The 18,792-nt window shown below is 65.2% G+C and carries 19 protein-coding genes and 1 tRNA gene; 14 read left to right on the top strand and 6 right to left on the bottom strand.

Annotated features, from left to right (window positions below; genetic code table 11):
- Positions 1 to 12: 12 nt before the first annotated feature.
- Positions 13 to 660: a twin-arginine translocation signal domain-containing protein gene (locus tag M0R88_RS18435; protein WP_256468573.1), complete on the bottom strand. Its 648-nt coding sequence runs from the start codon at positions 658 to 660 to the stop codon at positions 13 to 15.
- Between the two features lie 287 nt (positions 661 to 947).
- Here M0R88_RS18435 and M0R88_RS18430 point away from each other — a divergent pair, with 287 nt between their 5' ends.
- Genes M0R88_RS18430 through M0R88_RS18420 form a run of 3 tightly spaced genes read left to right on the top strand, consistent with a single transcriptional unit; the run spans position 948 to position 2,859 of the window.
- A complete protein-coding gene (locus M0R88_RS18430; protein ID WP_248654876.1) occupies positions 948 to 1,265 on the top strand; it encodes a HalOD1 output domain-containing protein in 318 nt (105 codons plus the stop codon).
- Positions 1,266 to 1,278: 13 nt separating this feature from the next.
- Positions 1,279 to 2,175 carry a DUF7504 family protein gene (locus tag M0R88_RS18425; RefSeq protein ID WP_248654875.1) on the top strand — a complete coding sequence of 299 codons (897 nt, stop codon included), beginning with the start codon at positions 1,279 to 1,281 and terminating at the stop codon, positions 2,173 to 2,175.
- A 51-nt stretch (positions 2,176 to 2,226) separates the two neighbouring features.
- Positions 2,227 to 2,859: a uracil-DNA glycosylase gene (locus tag M0R88_RS18420; protein ID WP_248654874.1), complete on the top strand. Its 633-nt coding sequence runs from the start codon at positions 2,227 to 2,229 to the stop codon at positions 2,857 to 2,859.
- Between the two features lies 1 nt (position 2,860).
- Here the strand turns inward: M0R88_RS18420 and M0R88_RS18415 are convergent, their stop codons facing one another.
- Positions 2,861 to 3,064 carry a hypothetical protein gene (locus M0R88_RS18415; protein WP_248654873.1) on the bottom strand — a complete coding sequence of 68 codons (204 nt, stop codon included), beginning with the start codon at positions 3,062 to 3,064 and terminating at the stop codon, positions 2,861 to 2,863.
- Between the two features lie 61 nt (positions 3,065 to 3,125).
- On the opposite strand from M0R88_RS18415, the gene M0R88_RS18410 reads away from it, so the two are divergent.
- The 3 genes from M0R88_RS18410 (at position 3,126) to M0R88_RS18400 (ending at position 4,524) form a co-directional block, all read left to right on the top strand.
- The gene (locus M0R88_RS18410) at positions 3,126 to 3,902 is read left to right on the top strand and encodes a glycosyltransferase family protein (RefSeq protein ID WP_248654872.1); all 777 of its coding nucleotides are present in this window, start codon (positions 3,126 to 3,128) and stop codon (positions 3,900 to 3,902) included.
- Between the two features lie 28 nt (positions 3,903 to 3,930).
- Positions 3,931 to 4,013: transfer RNA gene (locus M0R88_RS18405), tRNA-Ser, on the top strand.
- Positions 4,014 to 4,203: 190 nt separating this feature from the next.
- On the top strand, positions 4,204 to 4,524 hold the full coding sequence (locus M0R88_RS18400; protein WP_248654871.1) for a DUF5785 family protein: 321 nt from the start codon (positions 4,204 to 4,206) through the stop codon (positions 4,522 to 4,524).
- A 52-nt stretch (positions 4,525 to 4,576) separates the two neighbouring features.
- Here the strand turns inward: M0R88_RS18400 and udk are convergent, their stop codons facing one another.
- Together udk and M0R88_RS18390 are read right to left on the bottom strand one after the other, a co-directional pair.
- Complete coding sequence (gene udk / locus M0R88_RS18395; protein ID WP_248654870.1) at positions 4,577 to 5,368, bottom strand: uridine kinase; 792 nt, start codon at positions 5,366 to 5,368, stop codon at positions 4,577 to 4,579.
- A 591-nt stretch (positions 5,369 to 5,959) separates the two neighbouring features.
- Entirely contained in the window at positions 5,960 to 6,154 is a 195-nt protein-coding gene (locus M0R88_RS18390) for a cold-shock protein (RefSeq protein ID WP_248654869.1), read from the bottom strand.
- A gap of 292 nt (positions 6,155 to 6,446) precedes the next feature.
- Between M0R88_RS18390 and M0R88_RS18385 the strand changes: the two genes are divergently transcribed.
- The 6 genes from M0R88_RS18385 to M0R88_RS18360 all read left to right on the top strand — a co-directional run bounded on the left by M0R88_RS18385 (position 6,447) and on the right by M0R88_RS18360 (position 13,820).
- Positions 6,447 to 7,205: a GTP cyclohydrolase IIa gene (locus M0R88_RS18385; RefSeq protein WP_248654868.1), complete on the top strand. Its 759-nt coding sequence runs from the start codon at positions 6,447 to 6,449 to the stop codon at positions 7,203 to 7,205.
- Positions 7,206 to 7,901: 696 nt separating this feature from the next.
- The gene (locus M0R88_RS18380; protein ID WP_248654867.1) at positions 7,902 to 8,531 is read left to right on the top strand and encodes a CBS domain-containing protein; all 630 of its coding nucleotides are present in this window, start codon (positions 7,902 to 7,904) and stop codon (positions 8,529 to 8,531) included.
- 156 nt (positions 8,532 to 8,687) lie between these two features.
- Entirely contained in the window at positions 8,688 to 10,133 is a 1,446-nt protein-coding gene (locus tag M0R88_RS18375) for a branched-chain amino acid ABC transporter permease (RefSeq protein WP_248654866.1), read from the top strand.
- Between the two features lies 1 nt (position 10,134).
- Positions 10,135 to 12,069: a branched-chain amino acid ABC transporter permease gene (locus M0R88_RS18370; RefSeq protein WP_248654865.1), complete on the top strand. Its 1,935-nt coding sequence runs from the start codon at positions 10,135 to 10,137 to the stop codon at positions 12,067 to 12,069.
- A complete protein-coding gene (locus tag M0R88_RS18365; protein WP_248654864.1) occupies positions 12,066 to 13,070 on the top strand; it encodes an ABC transporter ATP-binding protein in 1,005 nt (334 codons plus the stop codon). Before M0R88_RS18370 ends, M0R88_RS18365 begins: the two co-directional genes overlap by 4 nt.
- 3 nt (positions 13,071 to 13,073) lie before the next feature.
- On the top strand, positions 13,074 to 13,820 hold the full coding sequence (locus tag M0R88_RS18360) for an ABC transporter ATP-binding protein (protein WP_248654863.1): 747 nt from the start codon (positions 13,074 to 13,076) through the stop codon (positions 13,818 to 13,820).
- Positions 13,821 to 14,084: 264 nt separating this feature from the next.
- On the opposite strand, the gene M0R88_RS18355 is transcribed toward M0R88_RS18360, so the two are convergent.
- Both M0R88_RS18355 and M0R88_RS18350 read right to left on the bottom strand, forming a co-directional pair.
- Positions 14,085 to 15,455 (bottom strand): ABC transporter substrate-binding protein, encoded by a 1,371-nt coding sequence (locus tag M0R88_RS18355; protein ID WP_248654862.1) that lies wholly within the window; start codon positions 15,453 to 15,455, stop codon positions 14,085 to 14,087.
- A gap of 168 nt (positions 15,456 to 15,623) precedes the next feature.
- A complete protein-coding gene (locus M0R88_RS18350; protein ID WP_248654861.1) occupies positions 15,624 to 16,895 on the bottom strand; it encodes an ABC transporter substrate-binding protein in 1,272 nt (423 codons plus the stop codon).
- A 173-nt stretch (positions 16,896 to 17,068) separates the two neighbouring features.
- On the opposite strand from M0R88_RS18350, the gene M0R88_RS18345 reads away from it, so the two are divergent.
- Both M0R88_RS18345 and M0R88_RS18340 read left to right on the top strand, forming a co-directional pair.
- Positions 17,069 to 18,268, top strand: coding sequence for a phosphoglycerate kinase (locus tag M0R88_RS18345; protein ID WP_248654860.1), 1,200 nt, complete (start codon positions 17,069 to 17,071; stop codon positions 18,266 to 18,268).
- Positions 18,269 to 18,778, top strand: a complete 510-nt coding sequence (locus M0R88_RS18340; RefSeq protein WP_248654859.1) for a GNAT family N-acetyltransferase — start codon at positions 18,269 to 18,271, stop codon at positions 18,776 to 18,778.
- Positions 18,779 to 18,792 lie beyond the last annotated feature (14 nt).

Raw genomic sequence — 18,792 nt, 5'->3', positions numbered from 1 at the left:
CCCGGTTCGGCGTTACATCGAACTGTTGTTGCTCCCGCCGCTGCCGCCGCCGGACACCGCTACGTCGCCGACCATCGTGTTCGGGTGGACGACACAGATGTACTGGGCCATCTCCGGGCTCGCGGTGAACTGGACGGCCTGAACCGCGCCCTGCTCGGAGAGAATCTCCGTCTGGGCGACCAGCGACTCGGTGGACTGCTGGCCGCCGGTCGCGTTCCCGCCACCGGTCGCGTTTCCGCTATCCCCGATGCTAACTCCGGTGATGTTCCCGCTAGAGACGTCCAGCGAGACGTTCTGCCCGGCCTGACTCTCGTTGATTTGGGAGAACGTGTCCGCCTGAACGGTGAGCGGTTCGAGGACCTGCAGGTTGTTGCCCTGCGAGTCCTGAATCGCGAAGTTGTGGCCCACCCCGTCGCCGTTCTGCCACATCAGGGTGTACGTCGTCCCCGCTTGCAAGTTCAGCGTCGGATTCGCGGTTCCGCTCGCTTCCGCGCTTCCGGGGAGACGATACCCCTGCCACCCTCTCGTGTACCCTCCGAGGAGGATGACTTCCTCGTTCTGGCTCTGGCCCTGAGCGAGGACCGTCGCGTTTACACCGGCCAATGCACCTGTCGCTGCCGCCACTTTCAGAAAGCGGCGACGGGATGACTTCTGTGTCATGAAACCCCCACCGATAGATTCTCGGCGAGCGGATTAAATGGGTGCAATCGTTGTACGCTTTCAATCGTCGGGACTGTCGTAATGGAACCTTTCTATTCGATAGCAACCGTTTCGCGCGACTAACCCCGCCGCCGTCTCCCTAATCCGCAGACCTGTCACGAGACCGGAGACGACTCCCTTCCGTCGGCCGATTTCTTCGTTCGAAACACCTGGGCCGATCCGCCGTAAATTTATTGCCCCTTCGTATTGAATAATGGGTAGGGTCGGGAAACGTGTCTAAAAGCAACATGGGAAACGATACCAACGAGAACCCGCGGCTGACCGAATCACCCGACCGTTCCGGCGTCTACCGAGCGACCTACGACCCGGACGGTCCGGCGACGCTGAGCGACGTCATCATCGAAGCCATCGCCGAAGTCGCCGACGTGGACCCGACGGAGACGGTCATCCCTATCGCAGAGAGAATCGACCCGGACGCACTCGACTCGCTGTTCGCCGACGACGAGGGCAAGGCCCAGACCACCTTCCGGGTCTGTGGCCTCGAAGTCCTCGTACGCAGCGACGGCCGCGTCCGAATCGTAGACGAACCCGTTTCAGACGACTGAAGAGGTGAGTGGTGTGCAAGATACGAAACTCGTCCGGACCTGCATCGACTGCGACCCGCACAAGTTGATTCTGCGCCGGACGACCGACGACGATTCGCGGTTCGACGTACTGCTCGACCTGCTGACCGAAGACCTCACCGACGCGGTAGCCGTGACCTACAGACGGTCCGAGCGCTTCCTCCACGAGTGGCGCGAGCGCGTGGACCAGCCGCCGCAGAACGTCGGCGTCGTCAGCGTCGGCGAACAGATGCGGTCGTCCACCGCCGCGAGCGCGCCGCTGCCCGCCGACCGGACGCCGCTCTGTGGCGTCGCGGACCCGACCGACACCGACGAGATACGCGCCGCGGTGACGAACTACCTCGACGGATGGACTACCGGCGGCGACGAGGTCGTCTACTTCGACTCGCTGACCGACCTCCTCGCTCACGGTGACGCCGCGACGGTCACCGACTTCCTCCGGGAGTTCCTGCGCGGACTGGACGCCCGCGGCGCGGTCGGCCACTTCTGTCTGCGACCCGGCGCTCACGAGCGTCGCGTCGTCCGCGAAGTCGCCTCGCTGTTCGACACCGTAGTAGAGACCGTCGAGACGGTGACCCCGTCGGTCGCTCGCCCCTCGGTGGACGACTGCTTCGAGGTCGTCGCCGACCCCCGACGCCGGACCGTCCTCGACGTGCTGGCCGACGGCGAGGCGACGACGGTCTCGGAGCTGACCGGGCGAATCGCCGACCGGTGTTCCGTGGAGCGCGAACGGGCCGCGACCTCGCTTCGCCACGTCCACCTGCCGAAACTCGCCGAGTACGGCGTGGTCGTCCACGACCGCAACGCCGACCGCGTCGAACCCGGCGACTACTACGAGCGCGTCGAACCGTACCTCCGGAAGCTACGCGGCACCGACGACGACCGGTACTGAGCACCCTCGGCTTCGACCGGTTTTTACCGCGCGCGTCCCTCGGTACCGACGATGGACGCGAACCAGCAGACTCGCTCGAACCCGTTCGGGATGGACGCCGACTGCGAGAACTGCCCGGAACTCTGTGCGACCCGCGAGCAGGTCGTCCACGGGTACGGCGACGTGGGCGCGGACTTCCTGTTCGTGGGCGAAGCCCCCGGTCCGGGTGCCGACCGGACGGGCGTCCCCTTCACGGGCGACGAGCGCGGGGAGGCCCTCCAGCACCTCCTCGGCCTGCTCGGTCTCAACAACTCCCTGCCGAGCGACGACGAGCCGGAACTCGAAAACGCCTTTCTGACGTATCTCGCGCGGTGTCGGGACCCCGAGCGCCCGCCGACCGACGAGGAGATTCTGACCTGTGAACCCTACCTCAACGCCGAGGTTCGGATGATAAACCCGGAAATCCTCGTGCCGGTCGGCCAGCGCGCGCTGACCGAGATAGCGAGCGAGTACACCACGACCCCGGCCGAGGAGTTCGACGTCACCGCGGACCACGCGACGACGATTCGGGGCCGGGGCTTCGAAATCGTCCCCATGGCCGACCCGCTCGACTGCTCGGAGAGCAAGCGCGAGGCGTTCTTAGACCACTTCGAGGCGCTGATGGACCGGGACTACCGCCAGACGAAGGGGCGGCGGGGTCGATGAGTTACCCCCAGTAGGGGTTCGACAACCGCCGGGTCGGCGACGCGCCCGTCCGACTCGCCGCGAGGACGGCCACGACGAGCAGGGCGACGACCGCCAGCGCCGCGACGTTTCCGAGGACCGCTGCGACCAGTCCGACGAGCGCGCCGACCGCGACGAACGCGACCGTCGCAACCGCGAGCGCGCCGAGGAGTCTCGACCAGTTCATACGCGAGGGAAGGGGACCGCGAATTAAAAGCTTCAAGGGTCGCGCCCACCGAGATGGAGGCATGACCGTCATCGCCGTCTTTGCCGACCCGCCGCGGCCGGGACTCGTACTGCCGGACCTCGCCGACTCGTCGCCGCTCTCCGCGGCGGAGGCCGCCGACCTCTACGCCGCGATGCTAAAAGACACGATGCGCGCGGTCGAGCGCAGCGGCGGCGAACTGCTGGTCAATTACCGCGACGAGGAGTCGCTGCCCGACGAGTTCGCGGACGCGGGCGAGGGGAGCGCCGAGGCGGAGGTCCGCGCGCTGGCGACCGACGCGCTCGACGACCCCGACGAGGCCCGCTTCGAGGTGCAGGTCGGTTCGACGCTCTCGGCGCGCGCCGGCAACACGATTTCGCACCTGCTCGGCGAAGAGGACGCCCAGTCGGCCGCGGTCGTTCCGGGGACCGCGCCGATGCTCACCCGGAAGGAGATAGACAGCGCCGCGATGAAACTCCGGCGCAACGAGGTCGTCCTCGGCCCGAGCGAGCGCGGCCGCGTCCACTTCGCGGGGTTCACCGAGTCGGTGGACTTCGCGGACGCCTACGAGACGCCCGCCATCGAGACGCTGACGAATCGAGCGGTCGATGCGGGCCACGAAGTCGGGTTCCTCCCGACCGCGACCAGCGTGGCGACGGGGGCCGACCTGCTCTCGCTCGTCCCCGAGATGAACGCCCGCGTCGCGGCCGGGCGCATCGTCCCGGAACACACCGCGACTCTGCTCCGGGAGTGGGGAGTCCGCGTCGCGGAGGGTGACGCCGGCCCCGAGTTGACCCGAACGCAGACCGACAGTTCTTAGACGAACGAGTCGGAAATTAGGAGTGCGCGGTGGGATGGCAGAGCGGCCTATTGCGCCTGCCTTGAAAGCAGGTGGCGTCATGCCTCTTGGGTTCAAATCCCAATCCCACCGCTTTTCCGACGGACACAGAGCGAGGAGTTCATCTGTTCGCCGCTACCCTCTTCGACGTTTCCAGTCTGAGAGGCAGTCTGTCCATCTTACCGATATCTCTCCGACCTCCGAACTCGAAGCCGACACGAACCACCCGAACCGTCTCGCCGAGAGAGAAATCCTTTTCCTCTACCCACCCAACCGTTCGCACATGGACTGGCCGCACGACCCCGACGGCGAAGAGGGGAGCGAAGGCGGACGCAAGTACGGCATGGCGATTCTCGCCAAGAAACTCGACGAGGACGAGGACTTCCCGCTCGACAAGCGGGAGTTCGTCGAGGAACACGCCGACGAACCGGTTCGCATCAACTACCAGCGCGTCGTCAGCGTCGAAGATATCTTCGAACACGTCGAGGGCGAGACGTTCGAGAGCATCCTCGACTTCCACAAGGCCGTCGGCGCGGGGATGCGCAGCGGCGGATTCTGGGACTACCACCCGCAGGGCGAGTCGCCCGAGAAGAAGAGCGCCTGAGCGCTCGGCAGTCGGGCAGTCGAAGCGTCGCGTTTTCTACGCCGTACTCTCGTTACTCCGCGCTCTCGCTGTTCCACTTCTCCGGGTCCGCGTCGTCCGGGTCGGTAGACGTTCGACCGTCGGCGTCTCGGGACTCGCGCTCGGCCTCGCCCGCGCTCGCCACCGCGAGGCGTTCGGTCTCCTCGCGCTCCACGCCCTCCTCGCCGAGCGTCCACGCCGACCCCGAGTCGGTGTAGGTCTCCGCGCGGACCTTCTCTTCGAGGAGGTTGACCGCGACGGCGTTGGCACCCTCGGGGATGATGAGGTCGGCGCGCTTCTTCGTCGGCGCGACGAACTGCTCGTGCATCGGCTTGACCGTCGAGAGGTACTGGTCGATGACGCCCTCCAGGTCGCGGCCGCGGTCCACCACGTCGCGCTCGATGCGCCGGAGGATGCGCACGTCGGCGTCGGTCTCGACGTACACCCGGATGTCGAGCATCTCGTTTAGCTCCTCGTCGTAGAGCGCGAAGATGCCCTCCAGCACGATGACGTCGGTCGGTTCGACCGTGAGGGTCTCGTCCTTGCGGTTGTGGATCTCGAAGTCGTACTGAGGCATCTCGATGGACTGGCCGGAGAGCAGGGCGTCCATGTGTTCGCGCAGGAGGTCCCACTCGAACGCCGAGGGGTGGTCGTAGTTGACTTCGGCGCGCTCCTCGAAGTCCATGTGACTCAAGTCCTCGTAGTAGTTGTCCATCGGGATGCGCGTGACGGCGTCGGCGGCCTCCTCGGTGATTTCGCGGGCGACCGTCGTCTTTCCGGCCCCGGTTCCCCCCGCAATGCCGACGACGAACGACGGAATGGTCATTGGTGAGGTGCAGGGCGGACTCCGGTTTGAATCCCCCGGAATCGGATTTCTCGTTCTCCCTGCCGGAGATGTCGAGCGCCCGGAGGTAAACGGGAGCGTCGGAACGCGCTCGATTTCACCGAACTGCACGGACGCGCTCGATCTCGTTTTCCTCCCAGGGCGTGTGGGCGTCTGCGCGAGCGGTGCGCGGCGCGAAGCGCCGCGACTGGCGAGCGGTGGAACCGCGAGCAGATGCAAGCGCACGGCTTGTGGGAGCGTGTCTCCCACGGCACGGCGCGTTCGCGCCGCGCCCAGCGCGCGAGGGTGAGGACTGCAGGTCGGAGACCGAGGACCGCAAGCGGTTGGGGAGGTGTGCCGGCCCGCAGTTTGCGGTGCAGTGCTGTGCGGGTGCAGTGTTGTGCGGGTGCGGTGCTATACGGGTGCGATGCTGTGCGGTGACTCCGTGGCTCAAGCCTGAAGTTGAACTCTCCGAGCCTTCTCGAGTAACACGTATCTGCAAAAAATCTCGTACTGGACAGCCGTCGCTACTCACGAGCGGTCTCCAGAGAAAATCACGAGTCGTACCGCCGTCAAGCGGACAACTACGCTATTTTAAAGTCGCGTCAGGTTGGTCGCGCGCGGGCCTTTGTCGGCCTGCTCGATGTCGAACTCTACCTCAGTGCCTTCTTCGAGGTCCGGGCCGCCGATATCTTCCATGTGGAAGAAAACGTCCTCGTCCGCGTCCTCGGTGTCGATGAAGCCGTAACCGCCTGTGTCGTTGAAGAAATCAACGGTTCCTTCTGCCATAGCAAGTTTACGAATGTCCGCCGCACGGATAAGTATTGCGTGATACGCCTACGAAATCGCCGGAAAACCGAACAGTTATTTTCCGATTCCGGCTCTCTGTCGCCACATACCGACCGGATAGTCAGTTCGGGGCCGAATCGAACTGGAATCTATGGCTTTATCCAATATTCTGTCCGTATCGACAATTGACGGAGCCGGGTTCCGCAATTGCCTTCGTTTCTGTTCTCAGTTCTGGAAACACTACCAGAATTAGGACAACTTATAAGCGAGTACCACGAACCACCGGCCAACAGTGACGAACGCGCAGGTCACCCTGATTCAGATCGACAACTACGGACCGTGGACCGTGACGCCCGAACCGCGACGCGAAGTAGACCTCCAGACGCTGCAATCGCGGCTGTACGCCGACCTCGCTCAACTGGTCGGCAACCGCGAGGGGTACGTCTTCTTCACTCGGTTCGACAACATGATCGCCGTGACGAACGGGATGGACGAGGCCGACCACGCGCTCGTGCAGGAGTCGGTCGCCAACCGCTACCCCGTGACCGTCAGTTTCGGCGTCGGCGTGGACCCGAGCCCGGTCGAAGCGCTCTCGGCGGCGACCGAGCAGATTCAGGACGCCGGGAGCGCCCAGCAGGCCGATCGGACCGAAATCCTCCGGGGTGCGACGCTGGACCCCGACGAGCGCGCGGACGACGACGTGCAAATCGCGCACTTCGACGTGAACGACGCCACCGGGAAGTACACCGACCAGATGAACGCCTTCGACTCGTTCATCCACATCGAACAGGGCTACGCCGAACTGATGCGGTACTTCCGGCAAGCCCACGAGGGCCTGTCGTTCTTCGTCGGCGGGGACAACGTCATCGCGCTCTGCCCGGACCTCGATGCGGCGGCCTACGAGGACGCCATCCGACACGTCGAGGAGACCGTCGAGGTCGAACTCAAGGTAGGCGTCGGACAGGCCGCCACGGCCCAGAGCGCCGGGATGGCGGCCAAGCACGCGCTCGAAGTCTGCCGCGACGACGGTGACCGCGTAGTCATCGACTAACGCGGTTTAGAGGCTCGTGCAGATGTCTTTTCGGTGTCTAAAGAATCGGTAGAGAAACCCCTGTATTGCTGTAACGAGTGTAGCGTCGGTGACGGGCCGAGAGTCAAACTTGACCGAGAGTGCGAGATTCGAACGGGAGAGTGCGAGGTTCGAACTGGACCGGAGGAAGCGAATCCGGTTTGAGCAAATCAGCCCACACGACACCGCGACCGCACAGCATCGCACCGCGACCGCAGGCCTCGCGCCTCCCTACCCATCTGCGTTGCTCGTTTCACTGCGCTACTCGGCCACCGGAGGACACCCCGTATCTTCCGAGCTGTTGCGAATCATCGATTCGCCACATCCCGAAAATCGGAGATTTTCGGAGACGTCGTTCACGTCCGTTCACGACGACCTCGCGCGGTGGGCGCGTCGTCCGTAGGCGACGCGCCCGCACGCGCCCGGAAGAAAACATGAGTCGAGCGCATCGCGGAGTTGGGTCGAGTCGAGCGCGTCTCGATAGTCGCCGACGGTTCGCGGAGCGCCACGTCCGATATCGCCGTGCGAACCCCCGGACCGACCTCGCTCCCCGCTGGTAATTCGTCGTCGAGTCGAGCGTAAAAACGGTCGTTAGACAGATAACCTCTAACGTAGGTTTCTTACACGCATAAACTTGCCGGGGATACTTTTTAGAGAACCTATGGCAATCTTTCGCACATGGAAGGCGAAGTGACCGTCCGGGACGTGATGACCCGAGACTACGTGGGCGTCAGCGAGTCGGATACGGTTCTCGGAGCGGTGAGACTCATGAACGAGGAGGGAACGGGGTGCGTGGTCGTTCTCCGGGGGAGCGAACCGGTGGGCATCATGACCGAATCCGACGTGTTGGCGCTCGTCGCCGAGGAGGGCGAACCGGCCGAGACGGAGGTGTCGGCGGTGATGTCCGAACCCGTCGTCTCGGTGGACGCCGAACGCGAACTCTCGGACGCCGCGGGCACGATGTCTCGCGAGGACATCCGGCGACTGTTGGTCACCAACGGCGACGAACTCGTCGGCGTCCTCTCGGAGCGCGACGTGATTTCGGCGTCGGCGTCGCTGTCCGGCGTCCCGTCGGTCCGCGGCGACTCGGCCCGCGACGTGACCGGCGGTGGCCCGATGGCAGACGACCGGATGGGCGGCGACCCGATGACCGGCGACCGACCCTCGGACCCGACCGAGACAGTCGGCGAGAACGGCGACCACGGTGAGTACTCCGACCGGAGCATTTGCGAGACCTGCGGAACGCTGAGTCGGGAACTCGCCAACGTCAACGGCCAACTCATCTGTGCGGACTGCCGGGAAGTGTAGGCGAGGCCGGCCGCTCGACCCTCACACGTCGCCGCGACGAGCGAACCGTATCCGGTCGGAACGCGAGTGTGAAAAAGCGCAAGACACAAATAGGTCGGGCTTGCGAGATACGTTATATGGTAGGTTGTGACAAGCAGACATGCGAGGTGGTTCCGCGTGCCACCTAGTACCGGGTTGGCCAACGCGATTATGACCGGTCTCGTCACCGGGAGCATCGTCGCACTGGGCGCTATCGGACTCGCACTGGTGTACAACATCGCCGAGGTCCCGAACTTCGCGCACGGCGAACTCCTCATGCTCGGGGCGTACATGGCGCTGTTCGTCAACAAACCGACGACCGTACCGGTGTTCGAACTGTTCACCGAGGCGGCGACCCGCGAACTCACCGGCGTCGGGATGGCCATCCTCTTCGTGCTGGCCGCGGGGTCGGTGCTCGCCGCGGTGTACTTACTCGGCGGATTACCGGCGTTGAAGGGGTCGTGGTGGCCCGGCGACCCCAGTCCGGCGCTCGCCCTCGGCGTCCACGCGGTCGCCGCCGCGGCGCTGGGCGTCGTCGTCACGCTCGGATTCCCGTCGATTTGGGCCGGACTGCTGCTCTCGGCTCTGATGCTGGCGTGGATCGCACCGTTCCTCGAAAAAGTCATCTTCCAGAAGTTCCGCGCGAAAGACGCCTCGCTGGCGACGATGCTCATCGTCACCCTCGGCCTCTCGTTCGTGCTTCGATTCGGCACGCAGGCGTTCTACGGCGGACAGGTCCGGACCTACGTCGTCCCGCAGGTCGGCACCGTCTTCGGCTACGACGTTGGCCTTTCGGCGGCGAAGTTCTTCGACTTCTACGTCACCGGGAGCGGCCTGAGCCTGCACGTCATCGACACCGGGCCGGAACCCGACCAAGCGATGTTCACCGCGGCCTACTCGTGGCTCGCGCTCGTCGCGCTGGTCGTCCTGACCGTCGGAGTCGCCGCCGCGCTCTACCGCTGGCGGAGCGGCGGCGCGGAGGGCTACGGCACGAGCCACACCGTCGGCCCGAAACTCGCCGCGGCCGTCGGCGGCGTCGTGACGTTCGTCGCGCTCCTGTTCGCTCTCTCGGGCGGCGGGTCGGTGCCCGACTCGTCGGCGTTCTCGACTCGCATCCGCCTGTCGCTGATGCGGGCGTCGGTGTTCTTCATCGCCATCGCGATGATGGCACTGCTCCACTTCCTGTTGCAGGAGACCAAACTCGGGAAGGCGATGCGGGCGTCCAGCGACAACATCGACCTCGCGAAGATTACGGGCATCAACACCGACCGCGTGATGATGGCGACGTGGATCATCGCCGGGGCGTTCGCCGCGGTCGGCGGCGTGATGCTCGGCGTGCTGTTCAGCCAACTGACGGTCAACATGGGATTCTTCCTGTTGCTCCCGATGTTCGCCGGGGTCATCCTCGGCGGTCTCCAGTCGGTGTACGGCGCGATTCTCGGGAGCTACATCGTCGGGCTGTCGATGGACGTGGGCATCTACGCGATTCCGAACATCGGTTCGACGTACCGCATCCCCATCGCGTTCGCCATCCTGTTCGTCGTGTTGCTAGTCAAGCCGGAAGGCATCACGGGGGGTAGCTGAGATGGCGCTGTCCTCCAGCCTCGTCTCGCTCGGCATCATCGTGGGCATCTACGCGATACTCGCCCTCGGACTGAACATCAAATTCGGCTACACCGGACTGTTGGACATCGGCCACGTGGCGTTCTATCTGGTCGGTGCGTACGTCACCGCGCTGCTGGTCCTCCCACCCGCCAGCACCCAACAGTTCGCCACGTACATCCTCGGGTGGAACTGGCCGTGGCTCCCGGCCATCGCGGTCGGGACGCTGGCCGCCGGCCTGCTCGGCATGCTGGTCGCGCTCCCGGCGATCCGACTCCGGGAGGACTATCTGGCTATCGCGGTGCTGGGAATCTCGGTCATCCTGAAACGCGTCGTCCAGTCCGAAGGCTGGCTGGCGAACGGGCCGGGGTCGCTCCGCGGGTTCAGCCAACCGTTCCGCGACCACTTCCCGCTGCCCGCCGACACCCTCGCGGCCGCCGCGCTCCTCGGGTTCGTCGTCCTCGTCCTCTGGACGGTGGCGACGTTCCTGCTCGCGCAGGTCGGCACCGAGCGCGAGACCGAGGTGTCGGCCGACGGCGGCGGAGCGAGCGAAGCGAAAGCCACCGACGGCGGCGTCGCCGCGGGCCGCACCATCTCGGGCACGCCCGGCGTCGGCGGGTGGGTCGTCGATGGCCTGCTCGCGTTGACGACGCTCGGCGTCGGCTACGTCGCCGCGCGTCGCTCCCGGACGGAGACCAGCGAGTCCGAACAGAAACTCCTGCTCGGCGGGGGCGCGCTCTTCGGTCTCGCGGCCGGCGTCGTCGCGTGGCAGGCCTTCGAGTGGTGGACGCTGTTCGGCGTGAACCTCGACTGGCTGTTCGGGCTGGTCGTCTTCGCGGCGATTACCACGGGCTTCTACGGCGCGAACCGGCGGTACGCGCCGATGGCCGGCGCGATTACGGCCGCGGCCGCCTTCGGCGCGGCGTTCGTCGCGGGCGACTCGCCGATGGTCGCGTTCGTCTTCCTCGCGGCCATCTCGCTGTTCACGTGGATATTCGGCGCGGTCGCGGTCGTCCGCAAGTACAGCGACCTGTCGGGCCGGGACTTCGGCGTCTCGTTCGCGCTCGCTATCGTGTTCGTCGCGTGTTTCGCGCCGCTCATCGTGTTGGGCGGCGGGTCTGGCGACGCGATGAGCAGTATCGGCCTGTTCGTCACGATGGGGATGCTCGTCGCGTTCCTCTACGGCGTCTACTACGTCGGGTCGAACTGGAGTCGGTTCGGGTCGGGCGTCGAGTTCGTTCGCATCGTCGGCGTCGGTGCCATCTGGCTGTTCGCCATCCGGTACTTCGTGATGGCCAGCATCGTCCCGTTCCAGCGCAACGGCGTGGGAGCGGTCGTGGACAACACGATTCAGAACCTGCTGTGGCTGTTGAAGTTCCAAAGCGGGACCGCGGAGTTCGATTACGCGCGGTTCCTGCTGGTGCTGACGCTGGCGTCGCTCGGGATGCTCTACTACCTCGCGGAGATCACGGTCGAATCGCCGTTCGGCCGGGTGCTGAAGGCCATCCACGAGGACGAGGACGTGGCGACCTCGCTGGGCAAGAACACGTTCGCCTACAAGGTCCAGAGCATGATGCTCGGGTCGGCGCTCGCCGGATTCGCCGGCGGCCTGACCGCCATCTACTTCCAGAGTCTGGTCCACACGATGTTCGCGCCGCGAGTGACGTTCATCGCGTTCCTCGCGCTCATCATCGGCGGCACGGCGAACAACAAGGGGATGATTCTGGGCGCGACCATCTACTGGGCGTTCCAGAAGGCGACCGCCGACATCGCCGGGTTCTTCCCGACGGCGGCGCGCTCGTCGGTGCAGGCGCTCCGGTTGGCGTTCATCGGTGCCCTGCTCATCATCATCCTCTACTACCGCCCCGAAGGGCTGTGGGGCGAGAAACGAACCGTCGCGGAGGTGGCCGAAGAATGAGCGAGACAGTCGAATCCGAAGAACGAACCCACGGAACCGGCGAAGCGATACTCGAAGTCGAGGGCCTGCGCAAGACGTTCGGCGGGATTACCGCCGTGGACGGCGCGACCTTCGAGGTCGAGGAGGGCACTGTCACGGGCCTCATCGGCCCGAACGGTGCCGGGAAGACGACGACGTTCAACCTCATCAGCGGCTTCTACGAACCCGACGGCGGGGAAGTTCGCTACCGCGGCACCGACCTCCAAGACATCATGCGCCCGAGCGGCACCGAGCAGGGCATCTGGATGAGCGCGTCCGGGATGACCTTCGGCGGTATCGGGCTCGCTGCCGCGGCCTCCGCGGGCGTCTCGACGCTCGCGACCGGTGGCGCGGCGCTCGTCGGCGCGGGACTCGGTGCGGGCGTCTATCGGGCCGAGGAGAAGGTCAAGAACGACTACCTCGACGTCAAGAACAAGCGCCCGTTCCGGGTCTCGCAGGAAGGTCTCTCGCGGACGTTCCAGTTGACTCGCGAGCTACAGGGGCTGACCGTGTTGGAGAACCTGATGCTCGCGCCCCAGGACCAGCGCGGCGAGAGTCTCACCAACGCGTGGTTCCGTCGCGGCGCGGTCGAAGACGAGGAGGACGACGTGCGCGAGCGCGCCGTCGAGATGCTGGAGTTCCTCGAAATCGACCACCTCACCAACGAGTACGCCGGCAACCTCTCGGGCGGCCAGCGCAAACTGCTGGAACTCGGGCGCGTGCTGATGACCGACCCGGACCTCATCCTGCTGGACGAACCGGTTGCCGGGGTCAACCCCGCGCTGACCGAGAAGTTGCTCGAACGCATCGAGAACCTGCGCGAGCAGGGTTACACGTTCTGCATCGTCGAACACGACATGGAGGTCATCATGAACCTCTCGGACACGATTATCGTCATGGACCAAGGAAAGAAGCTGATGCAAGGCACGCCCGAGGAGGTACAGAACGACCAGCGAGTTGTGGACGCCTATCTGGGGGGATAATCGATGGCGCTACTCGAAGCCCACGACATCGTCTCGGGGTACGGCGACGCCCAAATCCTTCACGGCGTGTCGATGGACGTGAGCGACGACGAAATCGTCTGCATCATCGGCCCGAACGGGGCCGGGAAGTCCACCTTCATGAAGGCTGTCTTCGGTCTCATCGACTGCTGGGACGGGTCGGTGAACTTCGACGGCGCGGACATCACCGACCTCCGTCCGGACGAGATCACCCGCGAGGGGATGTGCTACGTCCCGCAGGTGGACAACGTCTTCCCGAACCTCACCGTCCGGGAGAACTTGGAGATGGGCGCGTACATCCTCGACTCGATGCCCGAGGACGCCCTCCAAGAGGTGTTCGACCGTTTCCCGATTCTCGAAGAGCGCCAGAACCAGAAGGCCGGAACCATGTCCGGCGGCCAACAGCAGATGCTGGCGATGGGCCGCGGGCTGATGGTGGACCCGGACCTGATGCTGGTGGACGAACCGAGCGCCGGACTCGCGCCGGACCTCGTGGACGAGGTGTTCGAGAAGATAATCGAGATCAACGAGTCGGGCACGGCCATCCTGATGGTCGAACAGAACGCCCGGAAAGCCCTGCGGAACTCCGACCGAGGCTACGTACTGGAGATGGGCGAGAACCGCTTCGAGGACACGGGCGAGGCCCTGCTCGACAACGACGAGGTCACGGAACTCTACCTCGGTGCTGGCGGCGACGCTGGCGAGACCGGCGAGGCCGCGACTGACGACTGACGACGTTCCAGTTTCTTTTCGCTCGCTACCCCGTCCCGTAGCAGTGGCTCAGCTCTCGGGTCGGAGTGGCGGTCCCACAGCACGCATGGACTGCCCTCGGGCGGAGCCGCGCGAGACGTCCGGTTCGAGTTCGTCACGGCTTCCCACCTCGACCTTCGTCTCACCTACCGTCCGGTGCCGCTGATCGCCCCGTTTCGACCCACCGAGGTCGCGTCGGCTGGCGGATCGTCGAGTTCGCGTAAAAATCTGCGATGAATTCAGTTGCTATCCTTGTGTCGTGGTCGTCCCTGAGCCGCCTTCGCCGAGTTTGCCCCGGAAGAAGCTCCGCGGAATCGTCTCCAGGACCTTCGTCGAACCGTCGTCCTGCACCTGCATGATGGCGAACTGGTTGAGCGGTTCCAGCTGCTCGTTGAGATTGACGGGGCTGGACGCGCCCTGGTAGTTGATGTCCTGGCCGTTCGACAGCAGATCCTTGGCCTTCTGGAACTCGTCGACCGTGACGATGTCCCCCTGCGGCGGGGAGGACTGGCCACCCGACATGTCGGCCGTGGTGGTCTCGGTCGCCGTTGCTTGGCTTCCGGCTTCGGCCCGCGAGACGCGGCGGATGTTCTTGGCGATGGCCGGTCCGGACGCCTCCCCGGCGGCCTGTATGGCCAGCGCCTGAAGGAACAGGGCGTCGTAGGCGTGGGGCGCGAACAGGGTGCCCGCCTGGTCGCCCATCATCTGCTCGAACTTGGTCGCACCCTTCGTCTGCTCGGGGTCGGGCGAGGCGAGGTACATCCCCGCCGTGATGTTGCTCAGACTGCTGAGGAACTCCGAGGAGTTGAGCCCCTCGCTGAGGACCCACTCGCCGCCGTAGCCGCCGTTGTTCCACTGCTTGAGGATGGTCCGACCGTTGCCGGGATAGCCGACGAACCCGACCGCGTCGGGATTTCCGTTGAACACCTTGTCGAGCGTCGATGTGTAGTCGCTCGACCGCTTGCTGTAACCGACCATCGCGGTCGTCTCGCCGGTGAACTGGGCGCTGGCCTTCTCGGCCAGCCCCTGCCCGTAGGGGTTGTCGACGTAGAGGAACGCCGCCTTGTCCGCGCCGATGTACTTGTCGTCGCTCATGATGCGGCCCATCACGATGCCCTGCTGGGCGTCGTTGGGCGCGGTCCGGCCGAAGTACTTGACCGTCTTGTCCTCGTTGTACCCGATCTGCGCCAGCGCGGGCGAGGTGCTGGCGTTGCTCATCTGCATAACCTGATCGGAGGCGACGTTCTGTGCGAGCGGGACCGAGACCCCGCTGGACGCCGCGCCGACGAAGCCGATGATGCCCGCCTCGTTGACCAGCGAGTTGTACTTCTGGATGGCCCGCGCGGGCTTGGTCTCGCTGTCGGCGTTGTTCATGTTGATCTGCCGGCCGAGCGGACCCCCGGCGTCGTTGATGTTCTGCGCCGCGAGGTTCGCGGCCTTCTGCATCCCGGTCCCGTACGCGCTGAGTGCGCCCGTGATGGGGAGAATCGACCCCATCTGAATCGGACCTCCCTGCGCCGCACCCGCGGACGCCGACAGTCCGGTCAGTCCGGCCACCCCCGCGGCCGTTGCGCCCTTTAGATACACCCGTCGCGTCGTTCGATATTTCTCTGACATCTCCGACGTGACACACGACGCGATGATAATAAACTATTGTGTATGATTCCGGTGACACGTCGGGATAGTTCAATCGCGTTCGGCGACAGGCCCGAAAGAAAGCGTCGTCGGTGGGCGGTTTCGCCCTCGGTCGGCATAGATGTCACCCGTGCGTCAGTGACGAGACGGCTACAGCTTGCCCTCGAACCACGAGCGTTCGATTTCGGTGATCTGTTTGCGCTTGCCCTTCTGGACCTGCATGATGGCGAACTTGTTGAGCGGTTCGAGGTTCGCGTTCATGTCCACCGGACTGGACGCGCCCTGATAGTTGATGTCCTCGCTGTCGTCGAGAAGGTCCTTGGCCCTCTTGAACTGTCCGGCGTACACCTTCGTCCCCTCGCGGGAGACCGACCGGATGTTCTTGGCGATGGCCTTGCCGGACGCTTTCCCTGCTTTGTGCATGGCCAGCGCTTGCAGGAACAGGCCGTCGTAAGCGTGAGCGGCGAACAGCGTTCCGGACTTGTCGCCCATTCCTTCGTTGAATGCTTTCGTGCTCTTCTTCGCGGACTCCGGACTCGGCGACGCGAGATACATCCCGTCGGTGATGGATTTCAGGTTCTGGAAGAATCCCTTGTCGTTCAGACCCTCGCTGAGGACCCACTCGCCGCCGTAGCCGCCGTTGTTCCATTGCTTGAGGATGGTCTTTCCGTTGCCGGGGTAGCCGACGAACCCGATGGCGTCGGGGTCGTTCTCGAACAGCTTGTCGAGCGTCGAGGTGTAGTCGGTCGATTTCTTGTCGTAGGGAACCATCCCGACCGTCTCACCGTCGAACGCGGCCTTCGCCTTCTTCGCCAGTCCCTTGCCGTACGCGTTGTTGACGTAGAGGAACGCGGCCTTGTCCGCGCCGATGTACTTGTCCTCGTTCATGGTGCGGCCCATCACGAGTCCCTGTTGGCCGTCGTTGGGTGCCGTCCGGCCGAAGTACTTGATGCTCTCGTCGTCGTTGTAGCCGATTTCGGCGAGTGCCGGGGTCGTACTCGCGTGGCTCACCTGCATCACGCCGTCGGAGGCGACGTTCTTGGCGAGGGGAACCGAGACCCCGCTGGACGCCGCCCCGACGAAGCCGACGATGCCCTGCTCGTTGACCAGCGATTTGTACTTCTGAGAGGCTTTGCTCGGCTTCGTCTCGCTGTCTTTGTTCGTGACCTTCACGGTCCGACCGAGCGGTCCGCCCGCGTCGTTGATGTGCTTCTTCGCGAGGTTCACCGCGTCCTGCATCCCTTGTCCGTAGGGACTCAGCGACCCCGTAATCGGGAGAATCGACCCCATCTGGATGGGGCCACCGCCGCCACCGCCGCCTGAGATGCTTCCGATACATCCCGAGAGGCCGGTGAGTCCGGCCCCCGCTACCGCCGCCGTCGTCTTCAGATACGCGCGCCGCGACTCTTCCATGCCTGTCATAGTCTACCAGAAGGTCTCACACGGGGTATAAAAAAGTTTGCAAATTGTGAACCTCACTCATATCCCTCGGCGCGCGAATCCGACGCTCGTCACCGGAAAGTTCACTCGGAATCGAATTTTTATTTGTCGGATAGCCCGACACATATTTCCCTCCCGCCGTTGGACAGACCTACATGGCGATAGAGACCCTGGACGACCTCGCCGTCCAAGGGACAACGCTGGGAGTGCGTATCGACATCAACAGCCCCCTGACCGACGAGGGCGCGCTGGCCGACGACGCCCGACTGCGCGCTCACGTCGAGACCCTCTCGGAACTGCTCGACCGCGGCGGCCGGGTGGCCGTCCTCGCCCATCAAGGCCGTCCCGGCGGCGACGAGTTCAGAGACCTCCGCCCGCACGCAGACCGCCTCGACGAACTGCTCGACGCGCCGGTGGGGTACGCCGACGGCACGTTCTCGGGGGAGGCCCGCCGCAAAATCGAGAATCTGGACGACGGACAGGCGGTCGTGCTGGAGAACACGCGATTCTACAGCGAGGAGTATATGGAGTTTCCCGCCGACCGTGCCGGAGAGACGGAACTCGTGGACAAACTCGCCCCCGTCTTGGACGCCTACGTCAACGACGCCTTCGCGGCGGCCCACCGTTCTCAGCCCTCCATCGTCGGCTTCCCGACCCGGATTCCGGCCTACGCCGGGCGTGTGATGGAGTCGGAACTCGACGTGCTGGGCGACATCGAATCGACGCCCGAACCCCGGACCTACGTCGTCGGCGGCGCGAAGGTCCCCGACTCGCTGGCGGTCGCCGAGAGCGTCCTCGAACGCGGCCTCGCCGACGAGGTGCTGACGACCGGCGTCGTCGCCAACGTCTTCCTGCTCGCCGACGGGACCGACCTCGGCGACGCCAGCGCGGACTTCGTGTACGAACAGGGCTACTGGGACGAAATCGACCGCGCGGCCGACCTGCTGGCGGAGTACGGCGACCGAATCCGCCTCCCCGTCGATTTGGCGGTCGAGCGCGACGGCGAGCGCCACGAGATCGCCGCCGGGGACCTGCCGCCACGCGAGGGCGAGGCCGCGATGGACGTCGGGACCGCGACGATAGAAGCCTACGGCGAGACCGTCGAAGGCTCCGGCACGGTCGTCCTCAACGGTCCGGCGGGAGTCTTCGAGGACGAGACGTTCGCCCGCGGCACGCGCGAACTGTTCGAGACCGCCACGGACGCCGAGTTCAGCGTCGTCGGCGGCGGCGACACCGCCGCGGCCATCCGCGAGTTCGACGTCGAGGGCTTCGACCACGTCAGCACCGGCGGCGGCGCGGCCCTCAACATGCTGACCGGCGAGGACCTGCCGGCGGTCGAGGCGCTCCGGAACTGAATGGTCTCCATCGAGGTCGGTACGACTGCGGACGCCGACGCGGCCGCCGACCTGTGGGTCGAACTCGCCGAGGGACAGCGCGAGTACGACTCCCACCTCCTGCCCGCGGAGAACCGCCAGACACTCCGGGAGTCCATCGCCCAGCACGCGGTGGCCGACGAACTCCTCGTGGCTCGCGCCGACGAGTCGGACGCAGACGGGGAGTCGGACGACCGCGAAATCGTCGGCTTCGTGACCGTCGACATCGAGTCGAGCGGCTACGAGCAGGACGCGGTTCGCGGCGTCGTCCGGAACATCTACGTCGTGCCCGCGCGCCGCGGCGAGGGCGTCGGGTCGGCGCTCCTCGACGCCGCGGAGACCCGACTCGCCGAGGCGGGGGCCGACGCCGTCTCGCTCGACGTGATGGCCGAGAACGCCGACGCGCGCCGATTCTACCGCCGCCACGGCTACGCTCCTCACCGCGTCGAACTGGAAAAATCGGTCGAAAGCGATACGCTCACAAAGGAGTAGCCAGAACGTGGGAC

The sequence above is a fragment of the Halorussus gelatinilyticus genome (assembly GCF_023238445.1).
Classification (GTDB): Archaea; Halobacteriota; Halobacteria; order Halobacteriales; family Haladaptataceae; genus Halorussus; species Halorussus gelatinilyticus.
This window is presented reverse-complemented; position numbering and strand designations above follow the sequence as displayed.

Excerpts from the sequence above, each read along its gene's own strand:
- M0R88_RS18430 (WP_248654876.1), top strand. The coding sequence starts at position 948 with ATGGGAAACGATACCAACGAGAACCCGCGGCTGACCGAATCACCCGAC.
- M0R88_RS18380 (WP_248654867.1), top strand. The coding sequence starts at position 7,902 with ATGGAAGGCGAAGTGACCGTCCGGGACGTGATGACCCGAGACTACGTG.
- M0R88_RS18390 (WP_248654869.1), bottom strand. The coding sequence starts at position 6,154 with ATGGCAGAAGGAACCGTTGATTTCTTCAACGACACAGGCGGTTACGGC.
- M0R88_RS18370 (WP_248654865.1), top strand. The coding sequence starts at position 10,135 with ATGGCGCTGTCCTCCAGCCTCGTCTCGCTCGGCATCATCGTGGGCATC.
- M0R88_RS18435 (WP_256468573.1), bottom strand. The coding sequence starts at position 660 with ATGACACAGAAGTCATCCCGTCGCCGCTTTCTGAAAGTGGCGGCAGCG.
- M0R88_RS18420 (WP_248654874.1), top strand. The coding sequence starts at position 2,227 with ATGGACGCGAACCAGCAGACTCGCTCGAACCCGTTCGGGATGGACGCC.
- M0R88_RS18410 (WP_248654872.1), top strand. The coding sequence starts at position 3,126 with ATGACCGTCATCGCCGTCTTTGCCGACCCGCCGCGGCCGGGACTCGTA.
- M0R88_RS18350 (WP_248654861.1), bottom strand. The coding sequence starts at position 16,895 with ATGACAGGCATGGAAGAGTCGCGGCGCGCGTATCTGAAGACGACGGCG.
- M0R88_RS18360 (WP_248654863.1), top strand. The coding sequence starts at position 13,074 with ATGGCGCTACTCGAAGCCCACGACATCGTCTCGGGGTACGGCGACGCC.
- M0R88_RS18345 (WP_248654860.1), top strand. The coding sequence starts at position 17,069 with ATGGCGATAGAGACCCTGGACGACCTCGCCGTCCAAGGGACAACGCTG.
- M0R88_RS18365 (WP_248654864.1), top strand. The coding sequence starts at position 12,066 with ATGAGCGAGACAGTCGAATCCGAAGAACGAACCCACGGAACCGGCGAA.
- M0R88_RS18355 (WP_248654862.1), bottom strand. The coding sequence starts at position 15,455 with ATGTCAGAGAAATATCGAACGACGCGACGGGTGTATCTAAAGGGCGCA.
- udk (WP_248654870.1), bottom strand. The coding sequence starts at position 5,368 with ATGACCATTCCGTCGTTCGTCGTCGGCATTGCGGGGGGAACCGGGGCC.
- M0R88_RS18340 (WP_248654859.1), top strand. The coding sequence starts at position 18,269 with ATGGTCTCCATCGAGGTCGGTACGACTGCGGACGCCGACGCGGCCGCC.
- M0R88_RS18415 (WP_248654873.1), bottom strand. The coding sequence starts at position 3,064 with ATGAACTGGTCGAGACTCCTCGGCGCGCTCGCGGTTGCGACGGTCGCG.
- M0R88_RS18400 (WP_248654871.1), top strand. The coding sequence starts at position 4,204 with ATGGACTGGCCGCACGACCCCGACGGCGAAGAGGGGAGCGAAGGCGGA.